15 protein-coding genes are annotated in these 19,876 nt (G+C 27.5%); 3 read left to right on the forward strand and 12 right to left on the reverse strand.

Annotation, left to right across the window (positions count from 1 at the left end):
• Window positions 1-36: 36 nt before the first annotated feature.
• The 4 genes from BFL38_RS01960 to BFL38_RS01975 form a co-directional block, all read right to left on the reverse strand.
• Entirely contained in the window at window positions 37-1,854 is a 1,818-nt protein-coding gene (locus BFL38_RS01960; RefSeq protein ID WP_069725481.1) for a methyl-accepting chemotaxis protein, read from the reverse strand.
• A gap of 187 nt (window positions 1,855-2,041) precedes the next feature.
• Window positions 2,042-2,977, reverse strand: a complete 936-nt coding sequence (locus BFL38_RS01965; RefSeq protein WP_069725482.1) for a class I SAM-dependent methyltransferase — start codon at window positions 2,975-2,977, stop codon at window positions 2,042-2,044.
• Between the two features lie 13 nt (window positions 2,978-2,990).
• Window positions 2,991-4,481, reverse strand: a complete 1,491-nt coding sequence (nusA, locus tag BFL38_RS01970; RefSeq protein ID WP_069725483.1) for a transcription termination factor NusA — start codon at window positions 4,479-4,481, stop codon at window positions 2,991-2,993.
• A 55-nt stretch (window positions 4,482-4,536) separates the two neighbouring features.
• Entirely contained in the window at window positions 4,537-5,100 is a 564-nt protein-coding gene (locus tag BFL38_RS01975; protein WP_069725484.1) for an LSm family protein, read from the reverse strand.
• Between the two features lie 235 nt (window positions 5,101-5,335).
• On the opposite strand from BFL38_RS01975, the gene BFL38_RS01980 reads away from it, so the two are divergent.
• Window positions 5,336-6,862, forward strand: a complete 1,527-nt coding sequence (locus tag BFL38_RS01980; RefSeq protein ID WP_069725485.1) for a phospholipase D-like domain-containing protein — start codon at window positions 5,336-5,338, stop codon at window positions 6,860-6,862.
• Between the two features lie 31 nt (window positions 6,863-6,893).
• Window positions 6,894-7,847, forward strand: coding sequence for a leucine-rich repeat domain-containing protein (locus BFL38_RS01985; RefSeq protein ID WP_176720533.1), 954 nt, complete (start codon window positions 6,894-6,896; stop codon window positions 7,845-7,847).
• An 88-nt stretch (window positions 7,848-7,935) separates the two neighbouring features.
• On the opposite strand, the gene BFL38_RS01990 is transcribed toward BFL38_RS01985, so the two are convergent.
• Window positions 7,936-9,792 carry a methyl-accepting chemotaxis protein gene (locus BFL38_RS01990; RefSeq protein ID WP_069725486.1) on the reverse strand — a complete coding sequence of 619 codons (1,857 nt, stop codon included), beginning with the start codon at window positions 9,790-9,792 and terminating at the stop codon, window positions 7,936-7,938.
• Between the two features lie 252 nt (window positions 9,793-10,044).
• Here BFL38_RS01990 and BFL38_RS01995 point away from each other — a divergent pair, with 252 nt between their 5' ends.
• Window positions 10,045-11,328: a galactokinase gene (locus BFL38_RS01995; RefSeq protein ID WP_069725487.1), complete on the forward strand. Its 1,284-nt coding sequence runs from the start codon at window positions 10,045-10,047 to the stop codon at window positions 11,326-11,328.
• 140 nt (window positions 11,329-11,468) lie between these two features.
• Here BFL38_RS01995 and BFL38_RS02000 read toward each other — a convergent pair whose 3' ends face one another.
• The 7 genes from BFL38_RS02000 to BFL38_RS02030 form a co-directional block, all read right to left on the reverse strand.
• A complete protein-coding gene (locus BFL38_RS02000) occupies window positions 11,469-13,205 on the reverse strand; it encodes a flagellar assembly protein A (protein WP_069725488.1) in 1,737 nt (578 codons plus the stop codon).
• 30 nt (window positions 13,206-13,235) lie between these two features.
• Window positions 13,236-14,039: a class I SAM-dependent methyltransferase gene (locus tag BFL38_RS02005; RefSeq protein ID WP_069725489.1), complete on the reverse strand. Its 804-nt coding sequence runs from the start codon at window positions 14,037-14,039 to the stop codon at window positions 13,236-13,238.
• A gap of 71 nt (window positions 14,040-14,110) precedes the next feature.
• Window positions 14,111-14,752 (reverse strand): PASTA domain-containing protein, encoded by a 642-nt coding sequence (locus BFL38_RS02010; RefSeq protein WP_069725490.1) that lies wholly within the window; start codon window positions 14,750-14,752, stop codon window positions 14,111-14,113.
• A gap of 2 nt (window positions 14,753-14,754) precedes the next feature.
• Window positions 14,755-15,690, reverse strand: a complete 936-nt coding sequence (gene fmt / locus BFL38_RS02015) for a methionyl-tRNA formyltransferase (protein ID WP_069725491.1) — start codon at window positions 15,688-15,690, stop codon at window positions 14,755-14,757.
• Between the two features lie 66 nt (window positions 15,691-15,756).
• The gene (locus tag BFL38_RS02020) at window positions 15,757-17,208 is read right to left on the reverse strand and encodes a hypothetical protein (RefSeq protein ID WP_083249359.1); all 1,452 of its coding nucleotides are present in this window, start codon (window positions 17,206-17,208) and stop codon (window positions 15,757-15,759) included.
• A gap of 37 nt (window positions 17,209-17,245) precedes the next feature.
• Window positions 17,246-17,860, reverse strand: a complete 615-nt coding sequence (locus BFL38_RS02025) for a DUF8513 domain-containing protein (RefSeq protein ID WP_069725492.1) — start codon at window positions 17,858-17,860, stop codon at window positions 17,246-17,248.
• Between the two features lie 61 nt (window positions 17,861-17,921).
• Window positions 17,922-19,847 carry an ankyrin repeat domain-containing protein gene (locus tag BFL38_RS02030; RefSeq protein WP_069725493.1) on the reverse strand — a complete coding sequence of 642 codons (1,926 nt, stop codon included), beginning with the start codon at window positions 19,845-19,847 and terminating at the stop codon, window positions 17,922-17,924.
• Window positions 19,848-19,876 lie beyond the last annotated feature (29 nt).

The following is a 19,876-nucleotide window of genomic DNA, read 5'->3' on the forward strand; positions in this document are numbered from 1 at the left end:
ATACTTTTTATTATAAGTATACTCTTTCTATTTTATTTATTTAAAATTATTGTCTAATTTAAAATATTCTAATTCAGAATATAAATTATTAGTTCCATTTACAACATCTTTTCCGAGCAATGAACTGTCATTAACTAATTCAGCATTTTCCTGAGTGATTTTATTTAATTCATTCATAGATGTATTAATCTGTCTTACACTCTCTTCTTCTTCTGATGTAGATTCATATATATTGACTAGTATATCAGAAACTTCTTTGGCGGAATTTTCTATTTCCACAAGTATATCCAAAGATCTTTTTACAGATTCATCACCAATCTCTATTTTAGATACAGTATTTTCTATAATATTTGTAATATTGCCGGCAGCTTCATTAACATTTTGAGCTAAACTTCTTATTTCTGAAGCTACTACAGCAAATCCTCTTCCCTGTTCACCAGCACGAGCCGCCTCTACTGCTGCATTAAGTGCTAATATATTAGTTTGGAAAGCTATTGATTGTATTAGTTTTGTAATATTTGATATTTCCTTACTAGATTCTGAAATTTCATTCATATTATTTGATATTTCATTAACTGCCGCTACTCCATTTTGAGTGGATTCAGTAACTTTAGAACTCATATTCTTAGCATTATAAGAGTTTTTTGAAGTATTAGAAATGGCTGAAAGCAGGTTTTCTACAGAACTAGTTATTTCTTCAACAGCCGCAGCTTGAGAAGATGTTCTGTCTGATAAATTATCTATGCCCATTGATATTTTTTCTGATGAATTGTTAATTAATGATATATTTTCTTTTAATTCAGAAACAATAGTATGCATTATATTCTGCATATCATTGATTGAATTTGCCAAAACGCCGGCAACATCTTTTCTTTTTAAATCTTTATCATCAAATTGACTGTCAAATCTTCCATCTTGCATTAATGTCATTACTGTAATAGCATGATATAGATTATTTGATAATGGTATTACTATTCTAGCAACTAAAAGAAATTCTAAAATTATAAGAAATAATATACATAGAAACAAACTTATCATAAGAAACCTAAATTGAGAATAAAACATTTCAGCACTTCCTTTGAATACTAATATCCAAGGAGCATTATCTGTTTTTTTAATAGTATACCATTCATTATCTATTATATCTAAATCCCCTATATGCGATGATAAATTATTTTTAAAATCAGCAAATATAGGATATGTAAATAAATTATTAGTTTCATTTAATATATAATCTTTATTGTCATGCGTCATAAAAATACCATTATCTGAAACTATATAAATTTCATCTTCAAAATTTTTCTTTATACTCTCAGATATAGTATTTATATTAGCAAAATCTATAGCACATACACCTTTTAAAGCCCCATTAGTATAAACAGCCTTTGCAAATGTAATAGTAAGTTTATTTACTGCAAAATCTATATAAGGATCGCTAATCATTATATTATTAGTTGCAACAGAATCTTTATACCAATCTCTTGAAGTTTGATCATAAGTAAGCGGATAAACTTCTAATGTATTAATAAAAACTCCGCCTTGAGGATATGGAGTAGTATTTCCAAAATATACATTCAAATACCCTTCATTAAGTTTCTGAACATTAGTTATAAAATTACCAAACTCCACCCAATTAGGATTAGATGATAAATATGCATCCATAACATAAATAGTATTTTTCAATCCTTCAACATAACCTTCCGTTCTAGTCTTTGCCTCTAATGATTGAAGATTCTTCTCTCTTAAAAATCTGGATTTATATAAGGGCTTATAAAGAATATATATACCTATAAATAAAATCAAAAGAAATATTATGAAAGGAGCTAAGAACTTTATCATTAATTTATTTTTCATTATAATAACCTTTATAAAATTTATAATCTTCTTTATAAATAATATAGAAAATTATATGCATAAAGTCAAAGATAATAATGAATTTTTATATAATTTTTTAAATTTTTAATTTTTTTAATATATTTCTCTTTTATAATCAATAATAGTTGGTTTTATAACTTTTGAAATTAGTAATTATAATACAAAATTAACAAACATTTTTAGCTATAAGCCTAATATTTTCTCCATAACTCCATTTAGTTTTTTCACAATCATAATTAACAAATGATAAACTTGGAAAGATGAATGTCTTTATACCAAATATAGAAAATGGTACAATATTTTTTAAACTCGTCATATTGCCCTTTAATATATCAGCTTTTAAACTAATATTATCTTTATCAACATTATAATTACTATATTTAATATCTACTATTTCAAATTTAACACTTTCTAATAACATTTTTAAATTATATGGATTAAAATTAACAGTATGTTCCGTAGTCAAACAATCAATTAATATATCATTATCAACTTCTTCCCGCATAGGAGAATTAGGAACTTCTATATATAGATATCCATTGTCATTAAGCATAGATTTTATTTTTAGTAATATATCTCTAGGACTAACAAAATGCTCTAAAACATGCGAAAGCATTATAATATCATATTTTTCATTACTGCTCAAAAAATCTGATTCTAATTTTATACTATATTTATTTTCAGCATAGTTTCTAGCATAATCATTAAGTTCATATCCATAGACACTAAAACCATTATCTTTAAATATTTTTAATAAAAGTCCGTCAAAAGCACCTATTTCACAGACCTTAATATTATGCTTATTTTTAATATCATTAAATAAATAATTTACAAATTTAAATTGAGACAAACTTCTTGAATAACGAATTCTAAATTTAGCATATTCAAATATTTTATTTTTTATTTTATTATTTCCATTATGGTACAGCCAATATTTATGATATTCATTTTTATATAAATTATTCATTTCATCTTCAGTAGGCGGCTCAATATAATATAATTTGCAGTCATTACACTGATAAACTTTTTTATCACTATCCCATATATTTTTTATAATACCTATTTCAGTATAATTATTACTATAGCAAACACTGCATTTCATATAAATAACTCAATTATTCAAAAGAAAGCTCAATTCCGCATTTAGGACATTTAGTCATATCTTCTGTAATACTTGATCCGCAATTAGGGCATTCATAAACTTCAATTTCCTCAACAACCTCTTCGGAAGTAGTTTCATATTCATCATCTGAAGCCTCTACAACCTCAACAACATCTTTCATTACAAGCATTAAATTATCTACAATTTCTTTTTCAAGATTAGTTTTTTCTATAATGTCTTCAGCCGACATATTATATAATTCTTCTATAGAATTGATATTATTATCTATAAGCGTTTTTATAATTGCTTCATTAATGCCCTGCAATGAATACAAATTACTTTCAAATACTTCAGTATTTTCTAATTCTTCATCAGCAGACTCAATTTCTTCTGTATTATCTGAGAATATTTGATTTAGAGGAACTATATCTTTTAATAATTCCGGATTTTCTTTTATATCTGTTTCAGTTTTTATATCAAAATAATATCCTGTAAGCTGAGAAGCTAATTTCACATTATAACCGCTTTTTCCCAATGCTAAAGAAAGCTGCTCATCTGGTATAATAATCATAGCTTCCTTTTTTTCAGGATCCGTAATAATAATTCGTATTGGCTTAGCAGGAGTTATAGCCTCAGCAATATATTCTCTTATGTCCTTAGACCATTTTACAACATCTATCTTTTCACCTTCTATTTCTTTAATAATAGACTGTATACGAATACCTTTCTGACCTATACAAGCTCCTATAGGATCTACTTCAGGCTTATTAGAAGAAACAGCAACTTTTATTTTTAAACCCGGCTGCCTTACTACATTTTTAATCTCTATAGTACCATCAGCTATCTCTGGTATTTCAAGTTCAAATAATTTTTTGATAAAATCAGGTTTTGTTCTAGTAAGCAGTATTTTAGTAGGTATTTCCTTGCCTTTTTCATCTTTACCGCCCTGTACTTTATATATATAGGCTCTTATTCTATCGCCTGATGTATAATGTTCTCTAGGAGACTGATCTTTTTTCTGTAATTCACCTTCTGTTTTTCCTAAATTTATATAAATAGTTCCTCTATGTTCTCTCTGAAAATATCCGTTTACAAGCTGATTTTCTCTTCTTTTAAATTCATTGTATATAATATTTTTTTCTAATTCAGAAATTTTTTGAAAAAATGCTGTTCTAGCTACTGTACTCTCTATTCTTCCAAATGCTTCAACCTGATCTACAAGTATTAATACCTCATCACCCAAATTAATATCCTGATCTAATTTCTTAGCATCTTCCAAAGATATTTCTTTATTTTTATTTCTAACTTCTTCTACAACGCTGGCACCTTTATATACAGTAGGATTATTCTTATTGTCAAAATGAATATGAAATTTTATATCATCGCCATATTTTTTCTTCAAAGCTAATTCCATAGTAGATGCTATAACCTCTTTCAAAAGCTCTACACTAATATCTTTTTCATCAGAAAGCTGCTGTAAATAAGTTCCAACATTTTCAAACATTTTGACTCTCCATTTTTTTATTTTTATTATTAAACATGTTTATAGTATATCAATATTAACAATTTAATCTTGCTTTTATGATATCTTTTTTTAATATTTTTATATTTTTTTCATTAATAACATTATCTTCATCAGTTACAGTTATTATAATACAGTCATCTTCAACCTTTTTCAGCATTGCATAAGCAGTAATAAACTCATCGCCGCTTTTATATTTTATTTTTATAGGCATATCTTCAAATAATTCATATCTGTCATTAAACTTCCATCTGAACCCCGCAGAAGAAACTGTTATAGTATAATCTCCCTCATCATAACCATTAGCCTTTATGCAATCCTGAATCCTTCTTGTAGTTTCTATACAATGAGTATGAGATACACTTTCTTTATTCTTAAAGATAACAGCATATACTTTTTTATTATCAGAAATAGCTCTTACCTTCAAATCAAGAAGATATATATTATTTTCCTCTAAAACATCTTTTATACCATTAAACAATACAGCTTCATCTATTATATTATTATCTATTTTCTTAATTGATTTCTCTTTTTTAAATTTCTTTTTTTTAGGTTCTCTGCCGTATTCTTTTTGTTTCTGAGGTTTAGTTTTTTTATTCATATAAACACTTTTTTATTATTTTCCTACTAAATAAAAAAAAGAGTGTCAGTTTTTGCTGCCAAAAACCAACGCCCTTCATTACAAATATTTTCGGAAGTGATTTTATTTTAACTTACTAATGATTTTTGTCAAGTACTTTAATAAAATTTATTATTATGTTAATATTAATTGATTGACTTTTATTATTTTCTATTTTATTATTGAGAGTAATAAACTGAAAATAGTATTGGTAAATATGGTATTTTATACATTAACTATTATATTTTTCTTGTATGTGGTCTCTATAGCTATAAAAATGCTTCTTGAAAATAGACCTCCATACTCATTTATAGCTTGGCTAACCGTTTTAGTATTTCTGCCTTATATTGGAGTAATATTCTATATATTTCTTGGTATGGATTGGAAAAAATCAAAAAAGAAAATTTCTGCTAAACTTCCTGAAGATATGATAAAAAATTATTTTTCTTCGCTTCTGAAAGAACAAATAAAAATACTTGACAATATGCAGGGCAATTACAGCAAAAATATAAATTTAGTTAAGCTTGCAATAAAAAGCGGCTACTCTCCTATAACAGTTCAAAATGAAGTTTATGTCTTTGATGAAGGAGATAAACTTTTTGATGCCATAATTCAGGATTTGAAATTGGCAGAAAAAACGATACACATGGAATATTTTATATGGAGAAGCGATAAGCTTGGAAATAGAATAAAAGATGTTCTAATAAAAAAAGCAAAAGAAGGAGTTGAAATTAGACTTATATTCGACGGTGTAGGATCATTAAAAAGAATAAGCAGAAAATACAGAAGAGAGTTAAAAGCAAATGGTATAAAATTTTTATATTATCATGATCCTTTTTCTATATTATGGACTAGATTTGTTAATTATAGAAATCATAGAAAAATCGTTGTAGTTGATGGCGTAGTAGCTTATATGGGCGGAATGAATCTAGGGCAGGAATATATAGACGGAGGAAAACATTTTAATTCTTGGAAAGATGTTCATATGAGAATAGTAGGAGATTCATGCAATCTCATACAGAATGTTTTTGTATGTGATTGGTATAATGCCGGAGGAAGAGACTTAGAAATCTATAATATAGAAGAATATAAACATAAACACTTCAAAAAAATAAAATATGCTGATAAAGATTTAAACGAAGAAAAAGTCTCAATTATAAGAAAAGATCTATTTCCGCAATCATTTACTGATAAATTTCTTCCTGTTCAAATAATAACTTCAGGAGCAGACTCAAAGTGGGACAGCATACAGAAAGTCTACTCCAAAATGATAGAAGAGGCTAAAGAAAGTATTTATATAGAAAGTCCTTATTTTGTACCTGATGACGGTTTTTTAAGAACTTTAGAAAATGCGGCATTATCTGAAGTAGATGTAAATCTTATGATAACAGGAAAGCCTGATAAATTAATTCCTTGGTGGGTGGCTCAGACATATTTTGAACCTTTGCTCAATGCTGGAGTAAACATTTATTTATATGAAAAAGGTTTTCTGCATAGTAAATTCTGTGTTATGGATGGAAGAATAGTATCATGCGGTACTTGTAATATGGATATAAGAAGTTTTTATTTACATTATGAAATGAATGCAGTTATATATGATATTGATATTGCTAAAAAATTTGAGGATATATTTAAAAAAGATATACTTAATTCTCATAAAGTAACTATAGAGGAGTATTCCAAACAGTCAATGCTTGTAAGACTTAGAAATTCAGCTTGCAGAATTATAGCTCCTGTATTATAATAGTTTATATTTTTGAATACGGTAAATAATTATGATGAAAAAAATAAAAATATCAGAATTAGATAATCAAGCTATTTTTGATTTAGGACTTTCAAAAGAAAGGCATATTCTTTTTATAGATGATATAGGAATAAAAAAAGAAAATATTAATATGCTTAATGAACTTTTAAAAACTAGAGAAGATTTCTTTGTGAATATATCATCGGAAAAAAATGAAAGTAATAAAAATAATATAAGCGGTAATGATTTGCTTACAGCTTTGCCTGAAATGAGAAATCTTATATATCATGCATCGCTTAAATATCCATTGAAAAATATATCAATATTTTCTAAACTTATCAATTTAAGAAGTCTGCATCTATACGGTGATTTACCTAAAGATATGGAATTAAAGCCTCTCGATAATATAGTAAATTTGGAAAGTATGTACATAGAAAACGGACTTACTTTAAAACAAGATGTTTATTTATCTATGAGAAGCACTATAAGAGAAATAGGTGCCGGTATATTTAGAATGGAATCTTTTGATAAAAATCCTAATTTGAAAAAAATAGCCATTCTTACAGGAGTTTCTCATGAAGAAGAAATGCCTAAAAAACTTCCTGAATTAGAAGAGCTTTATATTGAAAAAGGAAAAAATATAAGATCTTTTAATTTTATATCTGAAATGAAAACACTTAAAACATTGGAATTAAATAATATACCATCATTAAAAGAAATTCCTAATTTAAGTAATTTAGAAAATTTAACAAAAGTTATTTTAACTAATCTAAGGAGTCTTGAAAATATGGACTCTATATTAAATCATACTAGAATAAGGACTCTAATATTAGAAAATATAAAATGCTTTAATATAGATATGCTTTCAAAAGAAACAGCTCCTAGATTGAAATATGTATCTATTATAAGCGATGATAAAAATTGGGATAAACGAACAAAGAAATTATTGGAAGAAAGAGGATATATAGATTATAATGAAAATTAATTCATTTAAATTAAGAATATTTATTAAATAAAAAAATGAGCCTGATTTCTCAAGCCCATTCAAAATATAATTTTAATATTATAGAGTTTTACAATTTGAAATAACTTACAGCATCTATTAATTTCTGTGCTTCGCTGCTTAAAGTTATACTAGCTTCTTTTGACTGCTCCACTAAACTAGCATTTTCCTGTGTGCTTGCATCCATTTTTAGTACCGCCTGATTAACCTGCTCAACTCCGCTTTGCTGTTCTACTGCTGTTGTAGAAATATCTTTCATTATACTTGCGGTATTTTCTATTTTATCTTTTATATCAGTAAATATTTCCTGAGATTTTCTAGCCGCTTCTGTAGCTATCTTTATCTTCTCATCAGAATCTGCTATCAAAGCAGTAATGTCTTTAACAGAAGTTTGTGTATTTTGAGCTAATGTTCTAACCTCAGAAGCTACAACAGAGAAACCTCTGCCCTGCTCTCCTGCACGAGCTGCTTCTACTGAAGCATTAAGTGCCAATATATTAGTTTGAAAAGCAATATCTTCTATTAATTTTGTTATATTAGTTATTTTTCTGCTTGCTTCAAAAACCATTTCCATACTTTTTGTAGTGCTGTCTATTATAAGTCCTGCTTCTTCTACAGATCTTTTAGAATCATTCATCATATTATTTCCTATAACTGATTTCTCAGCGGAATTTTTTATATTTGAAGACATCTGCTCCATAGAACTTGCAGTCTCTTCTAATGATGAAGACTGAGATTGAGTTCTTAAAGCTAAATCATTATTTCCGCTTTCTAATTCTTTTGAAGTTAATTCTATATTATTAGAAGAATCTATTATATTCGTAACTATATTTTTCAATTTTTCTATAGTGTTATTAAATCCGTTGGCTATTATACCAAACTCATGATTTTTATATTTATTAGTTAGGAATTTACTTGGTGCAGATACAGTTAAATCCCCATTTCCAAGTCTATTTAAATCGTTTGCTATTCTTGATAGAACCCCTGATATATTTTTATTAACATATAACACGACTATGAATGATGTAATAAAGAGTAATAATATACTTAATATGATAGTTATCATTATAAGTGTATTTCTATCGGAATAAAATTCACTGTCAAGCATAGTAACACACATTATCCAATCTATATTTTCTAGTCTTGAAAATACCATAACTTTTTCTCCATCATCTTCATAATGAAGAGAACCTTTTTTATGAGTAGATGCAGCCTGTAAAGCATTTCTTGAACCTTCAGATATAGTATTGATTTTTTCAACATCTTTATGAGCTACTCTTTTTCCGTCTTCATCTACAACATAAATATTTCCTGTTTTTCCTATAGTTATTTCAGAAAAATATTTTTTAGCAAAATTATTCCATTTTAATTCTGCTGCTAAAACTCCAGCAGGTTTTCCTGTATAGTCAATAACCCCTGCTAATATACTAATAACATACTCCTGATTAATAGGAGAAACTTCTATCTCATCATCTATCGAATATTGATACCCTGTATTTATAAATCTTTCCCATAAACTTCTATCTGATATATTAGTTTGTATAGTACTTCCGCTTGAACTATCTGTTAAAAGATTTCCATTTAAATCATATAAAGAAAGTGAAGAAACATATGTACCTAACTCTTGAACTAACTCTTCTAATTCAGTTTTAGCAATTATAAAAGTCAAATCATTAGGATTTTTAAAATAATCTAAAAATTCAGATTCTTTGGCTATTACAGAAGTTAAATCCTTCTGATCATTTAACCACACTGAAACTAAATCTCTATAACCATCTGCAGTTTCCTGAAAACCTCTTAAAGCCGTTCTTTCTATAAATACAGCTGAAGCAGATATTATTACTATCATAAGTATCAAAAGCATTACAGCTACAGATGATATGATAGTAAAAGGCATTTTAAACTTTAAAGTTTGCATGAATTTCATAAATAACTCCCATAAATAACTCAATTATTATAATAATAGTATATGATATTTTCTTTAAAAAGTCTATATATTTGTAAATAATTTTTACTAAAAATATTAAAAAATATTATTTTTTTTACATAAAAAGTAAATATTTAGTAAATTTATAATAATATTGTAAATTATTTTTATTTTTTTATTTTTTATTTTTTTCTTTGACAAAATTAATATAATTGTATATCATAATAGCATCATAAAAACCAAGGATTCAATATGTATAATATCAGCCAAATAAAAGATCTATTAAAAGAAAAGAATATGAATGATAAATTTTCTTTCATTTACGGAGATGATGCATACAGTATATCCGAAGCATATACTAGATTAAGCGATACAATAAAACATTTTGAAAGTATAGATAATACTCAGGAAATATATGTTTTTAGTGCTTCAGGAAGAACTGAGTTATCCGGTAATCATACAGATCATAATAACGGATGCGTATTAACAGCATCTATAAATTTAGATAAGCTGGCAGTAGTTTCAAAAAGAGATGATAATAAAATAATAGTTTATACTGATTATTCAAATACTCCTGACATTATAGATATTAATGATTTAGAAATAAATAAAGAAGAATACGGTAAATCTAATGCTTTAACAAGAGGAGTTTGTGCCGGAATAAAAAATAAAGGATGCAATATAGGAGGATGCACAGTAACTTTGAATAATAAAGTGCTTATAGGAAGCGGATTAAGCAGTTCAGCTAGCTTTGAATCTTTGATTGGTGAAATACAGAATGCATTATACAATGATGATAAAATAAGTAAAGTTGATATAGCAAAAATAGGTCAGTATGCTGAAAATGTTTATTTTGGAAAGCCTTGCGGACTTATGGATCAAATGGGCTGTTCTGTAGGCGGTATTATGTCCATAGATTTTAAAAATAATGAAAACCCTATAATAGAAAAAGTTGAATATGATTTTGAAAGTAAAGGTTATGCTCTTATGATAGTTGATGCCAAAGGAGATCATAGCGGTCTTACAAATGAATATGCTGCTATAAGAGAAGAAATGAATGCTGTGGCTAATTATTTTGGTAAAAAAGTATGCCGAGAGATAACTAAAAAAGAATTAATTGATAATGCTTCTAAATTAAGAGCTAAAGTTGGAGACAGAGCTATAATGAGAGCTTATCACTTCTTAGAGGAAAATGAAAGAGTAATTAATCAAATAAATGCACTTAAAAAAGATGATATAAATACATACATAAAACTTATGAATGAATCCGGACTTTCAAGCTTTATGTATTTACAAAACTGCTATTCTGTTACAAGCTCAAAAAATATGGGAGTTGCTTTAGGTCTTGCACTTACAAAAGACTTCTTAGAAGGAGAAGGTGCATGCCGTGTACATGGAGGAGGATTTGCAGGAACTATACAGGCTTTAATACCTGTAAATAAAGTTGAAGAATATAAAAAATATATGAACTCAATATTCGGTGAAGGAAGTGCAGTAAAAATAAGAGTGAGACAATCACCTGTTTGTGCGATATAAAAATTATAGATTATAAAAAAGACAAGATCTATCTAAAGTCTTGTCTTTTTTATATAAGCTATACTTAGAATATATTATAAAGCATTTTTATTTATGCATATCTATTCTTTATATTATATACAAATATAACTATTAAAAGATTAATCCTTTTTTATTTCTCTAGGAAAATCATATTCTTCTAAAGGCAGTAATTTAGGAGCTTTTTCAGATATATCTCTAAGCTCTTTTGAATAGAAATACTCTGTACCTGAAATTTTTTTAGATATATATTTTCTCATACTTGAAATATATATAGTAACTCCTGGGAAAAATCCTTCCATAGAAGTAATACTGCTATGGTATAATTTTTCAAATTCTGCACTCATTTCATCTCTTTTAGCCTCTAATTGTGCCGTTTCTCTTACAAGATTTGTAATTCTTTTAAGTATATCTTTTATACCCTCTCTTTTATTAGGCGGTATTCTCTCTATAAAGGCTTTTGGATTTTTAAAATACTCTGTACCTAAAAGGGATTTAATCTTACTCATTTCTTCCTTGTTGGTTTTCACTGTTGCAACAATATTTTTAAACTCTGCATCAGCTTCAGCATCTCTTCCAACTGTAATAGTAGTTTTTGATTCACTCATAGAACCTATACTTTTAGCCCAAACCCCATTCAAAGCCTTAACATTTCCTCCAATAATAACACCCTTGCCTTCCAATACAATAACTCTATCATTTCCCGCTATTTCGGCATTAACAAGCTGCTGAGCCAATACATCACCTTTACATATTATATTGGCATTTCTAATGAATTGAGAATACATCTTTCCATTAACATGTATTGTACTATTAGGACCTCCTATTATACCTCCGGATACTATCAAATTACCTGCACATTCTATATATGCATCTTCAATATTACCATGTACATATATATCGCCCTCTGTTTTTATAGAAAATCCCGGAGCAACATTATCCCTAATAATAAGAGAACCATTAACTTCAATATTACCTGTTGATAAATCTACTTTATCTATTTCAGCTACCGTACTAACTGATAAAGTACTATTATGATTGCTTAATATTCCTCTGATACCGCTTCTAATAGTAATACCGTCATCATCAACGACTATATTTTTTCCTAATTTATAGCAAGGATCATCATCATAATGTGCTTCCATAAGAACATCGTATATATCAAGTCCGTCAATAGAAGGTTTTTCTTCCATAAAATGAGCTATTTGAATTCCTGCTTCTATATTATGTATAAATCCCCGTTCTTTAAAGTCTATAGAACCTGTTTCAGACTCTTTTCCGCTGTCCAAAGTAAAATCATAATCAAGTATAACCTTTTGAACATTACCATCTATAGGCTTCCTGCCTTCTACAAATACACACATAACCCCTTCATCATATTTCAAATTATGTGCCACAAGTTCGGCTATTTTATCATAATTAACCATTAATTTGATAGGCATTTCAGCTATAATAGCTTGTATTTCCTCAAGTGAAAGCTGCTTTTTCAAATGTTTTTGAGGAGGAAGAACCATTACACCTCTCCATTTATCTCCTACATTGATAACAGGTATTACAGAAACTGATTTTAACTCATCATAAAATACATACCCATAAACGGTACTTTTATAAATACCTGTCATTTTATCAAATTTTATATTTTTACTAGCTTTTACACCCTCTCTTTTTGAAATTGATTTTAATACGGGATCTCCAGGACGAACATAATTTTTTAACAATTCATTATATAAACTATCATTATTGCTATCAACATCTACAATTTGATCGTATATATCTCTTGTATTTATAAGATTATCATAATAAAATTCATAATTATTTGGATCAATTGATAATGTTTGATTTACAACTTCTTTAGCCATATATTCTCCTTAAAAAACAAATCAGTATACTCAACTTTTTTTACATAAGAAAAGCATAACATCACCCATATTAAATAATTTAACATATTTATCAAAAAAAGCTTTAATTATTTTATTGGGCTTTTTCTCTATAGGTATAGACCCCCAAGAAAAATCACTGATTATCTTAAAACCTATACTTTCCATATATTTAGACAATGTAGTCTTTGAAAATAGCCATAAATGCTGCGGCATTACTGCCCTCCAAGCTCCCCCATATTTTTTAGCAAATAAACCATCCGCATTTGGAGTTGTTATTGCTAAATATCCGCCTTTGGCAAGTATTCTGTAAATTTCTTTAATAGTATCTGCCGGATTAGGAACATGTTCTATAACATGCGAAAAATGTATGAAAGAAAAATATTCACTATCAAATCCGACATCAAGCAAAGGTTTTTCATGCACTGTTATACCATAATTTTTTCTAGCATACTCAGCCGAAGATGAACATATTTCAATACCTTGTGCATTATAACCTTTAGTTTTTAAATAATTTAACATCATACCTGTAGCACAGCCTATATCAAGAACATTTTTATTAGGAAGTTTGCTTTCTATTTTTTCAAAACCTATATCCTTCATAGCAAGCTTCATAAGACTAAAAAAATTTTCCTGATTAGCTACTTCATACTCAAAATAATTATCGCTATATATATCATTTATTTCTTCCTGACTTAAAACAGGATACTGATATATAAGCCCGCAATTTAAACATTTATTATAGCTCACTAAATCTGTTTTTATATAAACTTCAGACTCAGTGCTGCCGCAAAATTCACATTCTTTCTTTTCCACTGTAAGACTCTCCAATATATATTCGGAAAAAAAGATTGTTTCTTTACATATTCAACAACATATCATATATTCTATTGAATATTGGATTCTTTTTTATTAACAGTTAATATTATCTCACTATTAAGTCCAACTACTTCATCTGCTGCTGGAATTTGAGATAATACCACATCATTTTCGTACATATCATCAGATATATTTACCCTAGGTAAAAGATTTACATTAGTCATGCTATTTAAAACTTTATTACTGATTATACTAACAGCCTCATTATATTTCATACCTGTAACATCCGGCATTTTTATAAGAGATTGCTCTGCAACATTAACTACCAAATATACTGTTCTGCCTCTTTTAACCTTTACTCCGCTTTTAGGCTCCTGACTTACAATAGTACCTAACGGGTAATTATCAAAATAGTGTGTTTGAACATTGAGATTCATACCCTCTTTTTCTAACAAATTAAATGCTTCAAATATTTCTTTTCCTTGAACATCTGGAAGATTAAACGATTCTCCCCCAGATTTAACAACTATAAATACTATTAAAGTAACAACAATACCTTGTAAAACAAAAAGAAAAACAGCGAAAAGTATTAATCTTTTAAATACTAAAAATGACTTAGGATCACTGATTATACCATCAGGTAAAATTTTGTTTATTATTTTTTTTATAAAGAATAGTAATTTATTAAAAAATTCTTTTATTTTATCCATTTTTAATTAAAATATTCTCCTACAGCTAATTTATTTCCGCATAAAAACTCTTTAACAGTCTGTCTTTTTTTACCTTCTCTTTGAAGTTCTTTTATTACATATAAACCATTAAGAGCCTCTATATAAATACCATTATTATTAATATCTGCTATTTTACCAAAATCACTGCTATTTGATTTATATATATATTCACTATTAAAAACTTTTATAGAAATATTTTTGTAAAAACAATAAGCAGTAGGCCATCTTACAAAAGCCCTTGTCATATTATGCAAACTTAGAGCATCCTTTGAAAAATCAAGTTTACCATCCTCTTTTTTTATCTTACTGCAATAAGTAGCTAAAGAATCATCTTGCTTTATCATACTAGATATATATTTATCAGTATCTTTAAAAAACTCTTTTAATAAATATACTCCGCTTTCTTTTATTTTATCATATAAATCATTAAATTGCCAATTTTTATCTATACTAACCTCATGTTGAAGAATAATATCACCTTCATCTAATTTGATATCCATTTTCTGCAATGTAGTACCGCTTTTTTCAAAACCATAAAGCAAAGCATGTTCTACAGGACTAGCCCCTCTAAGAACAGGTAACAAAGAACCATGTATATTAAGCGGCATAATTTTTGGTAATGATAAAGTTCTCTTATTTAATATTTTACCATAAGCTACTATTATAAGAAAATCAGGAGCCAAATCTAATAAAGTATTATAAAAGTCATCTTTATTTATACTCTCCGGCTGAAAAAGATTAAGATGTTTATCTAAAGCAATTTCTACTACAGGAGAATTGATAATATTACCCTTTCTATCTTTTTTGGTATCTATGGGAGCTATTACTCCATTAAGATTAACATTATCTAATTCCATTAATTGTAAGATACAATCTCTTGTAAAATCGGTTGAACCAGCTACTATAACATTATACATAACATTATTGATTATATATTTTTATTGTTAAAAGTCAAATATAAATTATCAAATAAATTAATAATGCTATTCTTCTATAACTTCTATGCCTTTTACATCAGATAAAAATTGAATAAATAAATCCAATATTATAGGGTCTACTGCTATTTTATTTTCTGTAAACATCTTCTTCATAAATAATGCAACTTCCTGAGGATTTTTATTTCTACGACCTTCCATAAAACTTAATGTATCATATATATCAACTATCTCAAACATTTTAGCAGGAAAATATGCAAGAACATCTGCATTTATAATATCTTCTGTTTCAAAACTCATTAGAAAATCAATTTTATGTTTAGGATCATTTACTTTTTTATCCATAAAGTTCTTTAATATTCCGCTGCCGTAACCATAGCATTCATGATGAAGCCCTACAATTAAAGAAGCCTCATCTTTCTGATTCAATACATATTTTAGAAAATAATATGCCTTAGCCGTATGAAAATCTTTGAAATCTCCGTCTTTAATAAAATCATCTGTAGGAACAAAATCCGTCATATTAAGCATAGCAACATCATGATAAAAAGCACCTGTAGCATAACTTACTATTTCAGAGCCTGTGAACTTCCTTATTCCAAGTCTAAATACATTTTCCAATTTTTCTATACTTTTAGAAATATTAAATCTGCCCAAAACTGTTCTGTATTTTTCGAGATATATGCTTTTATAATCTTGTCTTAATTTACTGCTCAAGCCTTTATTGAATATATTATTATAATAGTATAAAAATTCTATCATAAGTATACATACTCTATTACTATGACTTAATATATTTGAATCATTAAGCATATCTAAATTATCGAATATATCTCTATAAAAATATTCTTTTTCTAAATATGTTACTACAGCATTCATTATACTTGATATCATAATTTCAGTTTCTGTATTAATAATATCATTTCTTTTTATACTAGAACTCTTTATATATTTTAAATGCCTGATAAAGTCTAATCTTCCTATAATTCCCATTCCTGTTAATAAACGCTCTATAGTAACTGCAATCTCTGATGTAACTTTTGGAGCTTTAGATTCTAATTTTAATTGATCCAGATTAGGTTTTAATAAATAAAGTCTGTTATTAACTCTCTCTTTTACTATTTTGGATAAGAGATCATTATTTGCAGTCTTTAATTTTTCATTATTATTAGATATGCAGTTTTTATAAATATGATAAAAATATTCAAATTCTCCATATTTATTTTCATCTGTGCCATCTATTACACTGCTTTTATTGGTTTGAGGATTATTTAAGTTAAAAAACTTTGTAGAAAATGATGATATATAAAACTTAGCACCTTTAATTAAAGCATTCTCTTTTTGCTCTAGCAGGATATTAACTGCCGTCCCCGGTATAATGATGCTTATACCATTAGAGTTAATACAAGTAAGCTCTATATTTTCTTTAATTATCATTTCTTTCATTTCTATGATCTTATCAAAGTTAATCTCATAGTATTTATTCATCGCCTTAAACATAATTTACTTCCCATATTTATTTTTTATAATTGAACTATTAATTTTCCATTTCTTGTAAAATTTCATCTATATGTTTAAGCTGTCTGTCTGCTGTTTTATTATAATCTATCTCACCAAGTGCTATTTTGTATGCTTTATCAATCAAATTATCCATTTCAAGTTTAGCTTTATTTTTCATAACTTTCTCTGCTAATTCTTTAGTTAAAGCCCATCTCTCTTTGGCTAGATTATAGAAAAATACTGCATATTCAAAACTTTTCTTTATATCCTCATCAAACTGAGAATTATAAAAATAATAATTTTCTTTATCATAAAGACCGGCAAGATAAATATAATTCTGAGTTATCAGATAGTTAAACTGCATATGCATAAGATCTTTATATCTAGTGTATGCCTCTTCTGTTTCTATGATAGTTAAAGCCCTATTAACAAAATCAAAAGGTGCATCTAACGCTCTTTCAAGATAATCAACATTTCTAAGCAAATCATATTCTCCATAGTAGGAAGGCAAGGCATAAAGTCTATAATAATCTTCTGCATAAACTATATAACCATAGTCTTTTTTCTCTACTATAGTTGATTCTTTCATACCTATTTTAGGGTATAGGCTTATACTAAATATAAAAACAAATAATAATATTATTTTTTTCATGATTCACAGCTTATAATTTAAATATCACTGTTTTTATTAACGGTATAAATAATATAATTCTTTATAAATTATTATTCTGCTTTTCTTCAGCCTCTTTTAAAATCTCAAATATAGCACTGTTATTATTATCCCTTGCTATATCAATAGGATACTTTCCTCTGTTATTTCTAACAAGAACATCAGCCCCTGATAGTACTAATTCGCTTACTATATCAACATTTCCTGAATTAACCGCTTTATGCAATGGAGTATCCCCATCCTGATCTTGTATATTAAGATTGGGCTTTTTTTCTAATAACATTCTAACAATAGGAAGTTTTGAATATCCTGAAGCTATATGCAAAGCAGTATCTCCGTATTTATCAACGGCATTTAAATCCACCTTCTGAGTTAATAATATTCTAGTAATGTTTTCTGCTCCGCTTTTAGCCGCTATCATCAAAGGCGTATAGCTTGATATTCCAGCATAGTTTATATCAGCACCATTTTCAACTAATATTTGTAATAAATCAACATTATCATTGTTAATGGCATATTCAATTAAACTCTCTCCGTCTTTAGTTACAACTGAAAGATTAGCTTTATTAGCTATTAATAATTTTGTAAGTTCAATATCATTATTCATAACAGCAATAGTTAAAGGACTAAGACCATTACTATCTTCTACATTGATATTTGCTTTATTTTCTATTAAAAGTTTTATCATATCATTTCTGCTTGATTCTATAGGACTATTCATAGCATATAAAAGAGGGGTTTTCTCTTCATAGCTTTTAGCATTAACATTAGCTTTATTTTCTATTAAAATTTTTGCAAGTTCAATATCTCCGTTATTTGCCGCATACATTAGAGAAGTCCAGCCGTCATTATCTGAAGAGTTTATATCCGCACCGTTTGTAAGAAGCACTTTAACTGTATCTATATATGAATTACCGCTCGCTATTATCAATGCATTTTTTCCATTAACAAGCCTATTAAGTATATTTTTATCTATGCTTGTAATTATTTTCTCCATTACTCTAGCACTGTCTGCTGATTTCTGCTGAACCAATACTAAATCTACAGGAGATGAACTAGTATTATTAAATTTAGAACCAGCAGCCGCCATTATTATATTTCCATATACATCACTTTCACCTGCATCTTCTACTTTAGCCCCTTTTGATAAAAAGTAATCAACTAAAGCAGGATTAAGAGATAAAACAGCATTATAAAGTACAGTAGTTCCGTCAGCATTTTTATAATTAATATCCGCACCATTATCTATTAAATAACGAACTATACTTTCATCACTATTGGCGATGGCATAACCTAAAAGAGAAGGCTCTCTTTTTAAATCAAATGAATTATCTAAAAGAAGTTTTATCATAGTTTTATTAGTTTGAGAAACAGCATAATACATAGGATAATGATCTAAATACTTGCCCGCATAAGAACCATATACATTAGCTTTTCCTTCTTTTATAAGAAGTTCAGCTATTTTTGTATTATTATTGCTTACAGCAAGTACAAGAGGACTAATTCCTGAATCATTGCCTATTTCTGTATCAGCCTTATTTTCTATCAAAAATTTAACAGCTTTAAGATTATTATTCTGCACGGCATAAAATAACGGTGTTTGATTATTATTGTCTGTTTCATTAACATCAGCTCCATAATTATTAACCATTTCTTTTACGATACTATCTCCGTATTTTTTATTATATATCTCTTCGCTGTATATTTCATAGTTTCTAACCATTTTCTCCATATCAGATTTGCCCTTTATAAATAAGAACAAACCTACAAGTATACCGGCACCAATAAGAAGCACAAAGACAATAGCACAAGCTACTACAGCTACTTTAAATATATATTTTTTATTTTCTTCTGCTTCTTTAGCTTTATCTATTCTTTGAATATTAGAATTTACATTATTAATTGAATTGTTTTGATTATTATTGATTAAATTATTATTTTCACTGTTATTATTTTCTAAATTTTCCATAAACAAACTATCCCCATATATTAATTTGA

The sequence above is a fragment of the Brachyspira hampsonii genome (genome assembly GCF_001746205.1).
In the GTDB taxonomy this organism is placed as follows: Bacteria; Spirochaetota; Brachyspiria; order Brachyspirales; family Brachyspiraceae; genus Brachyspira; species Brachyspira hampsonii_B.

Bases quoted from the DNA above. Each gene is read 5' to 3' on its own strand.
- BFL38_RS01960 (WP_069725481.1), bottom strand. From the start codon at position 1,854: ATGAAAAATAAATTAATGATAAAGTTCTTAGCTCCTTTCATAATATTT.
- BFL38_RS01965 (WP_069725482.1), bottom strand. From the start codon at position 2,977: ATGAAATGCAGTGTTTGCTATAGTAATAATTATACTGAAATAGGTATT.
- nusA (WP_069725483.1), bottom strand. From the start codon at position 4,481: ATGTTTGAAAATGTTGGAACTTATTTACAGCAGCTTTCTGATGAAAAA.
- BFL38_RS01975 (WP_069725484.1), bottom strand. From the start codon at position 5,100: ATGAATAAAAAAACTAAACCTCAGAAACAAAAAGAATACGGCAGAGAA.
- BFL38_RS01980 (WP_069725485.1), top strand. From the start codon at position 5,336: ATGGTATTTTATACATTAACTATTATATTTTTCTTGTATGTGGTCTCT.
- BFL38_RS01985 (WP_176720533.1), top strand. From the start codon at position 6,894: ATGATGAAAAAAATAAAAATATCAGAATTAGATAATCAAGCTATTTTT.
- BFL38_RS01990 (WP_069725486.1), bottom strand. From the start codon at position 9,792: ATGAAATTCATGCAAACTTTAAAGTTTAAAATGCCTTTTACTATCATA.
- BFL38_RS01995 (WP_069725487.1), top strand. From the start codon at position 10,045: ATGTATAATATCAGCCAAATAAAAGATCTATTAAAAGAAAAGAATATG.
- BFL38_RS02000 (WP_069725488.1), bottom strand. From the start codon at position 13,205: ATGGCTAAAGAAGTTGTAAATCAAACATTATCAATTGATCCAAATAAT.
- BFL38_RS02010 (WP_069725490.1), bottom strand. From the start codon at position 14,752: ATGGATAAAATAAAAGAATTTTTTAATAAATTACTATTCTTTATAAAA.
- fmt (WP_069725491.1), bottom strand. From the start codon at position 15,690: ATGTATAATGTTATAGTAGCTGGTTCAACCGATTTTACAAGAGATTGT.
- BFL38_RS02020 (WP_083249359.1), bottom strand. From the start codon at position 17,208: ATGTTTAAGGCGATGAATAAATACTATGAGATTAACTTTGATAAGATC.
- BFL38_RS02025 (WP_069725492.1), bottom strand. From the start codon at position 17,860: ATGAAAAAAATAATATTATTATTTGTTTTTATATTTAGTATAAGCCTA.
- BFL38_RS02030 (WP_069725493.1), bottom strand. From the start codon at position 19,847: ATGGAAAATTTAGAAAATAATAACAGTGAAAATAATAATTTAATCAAT.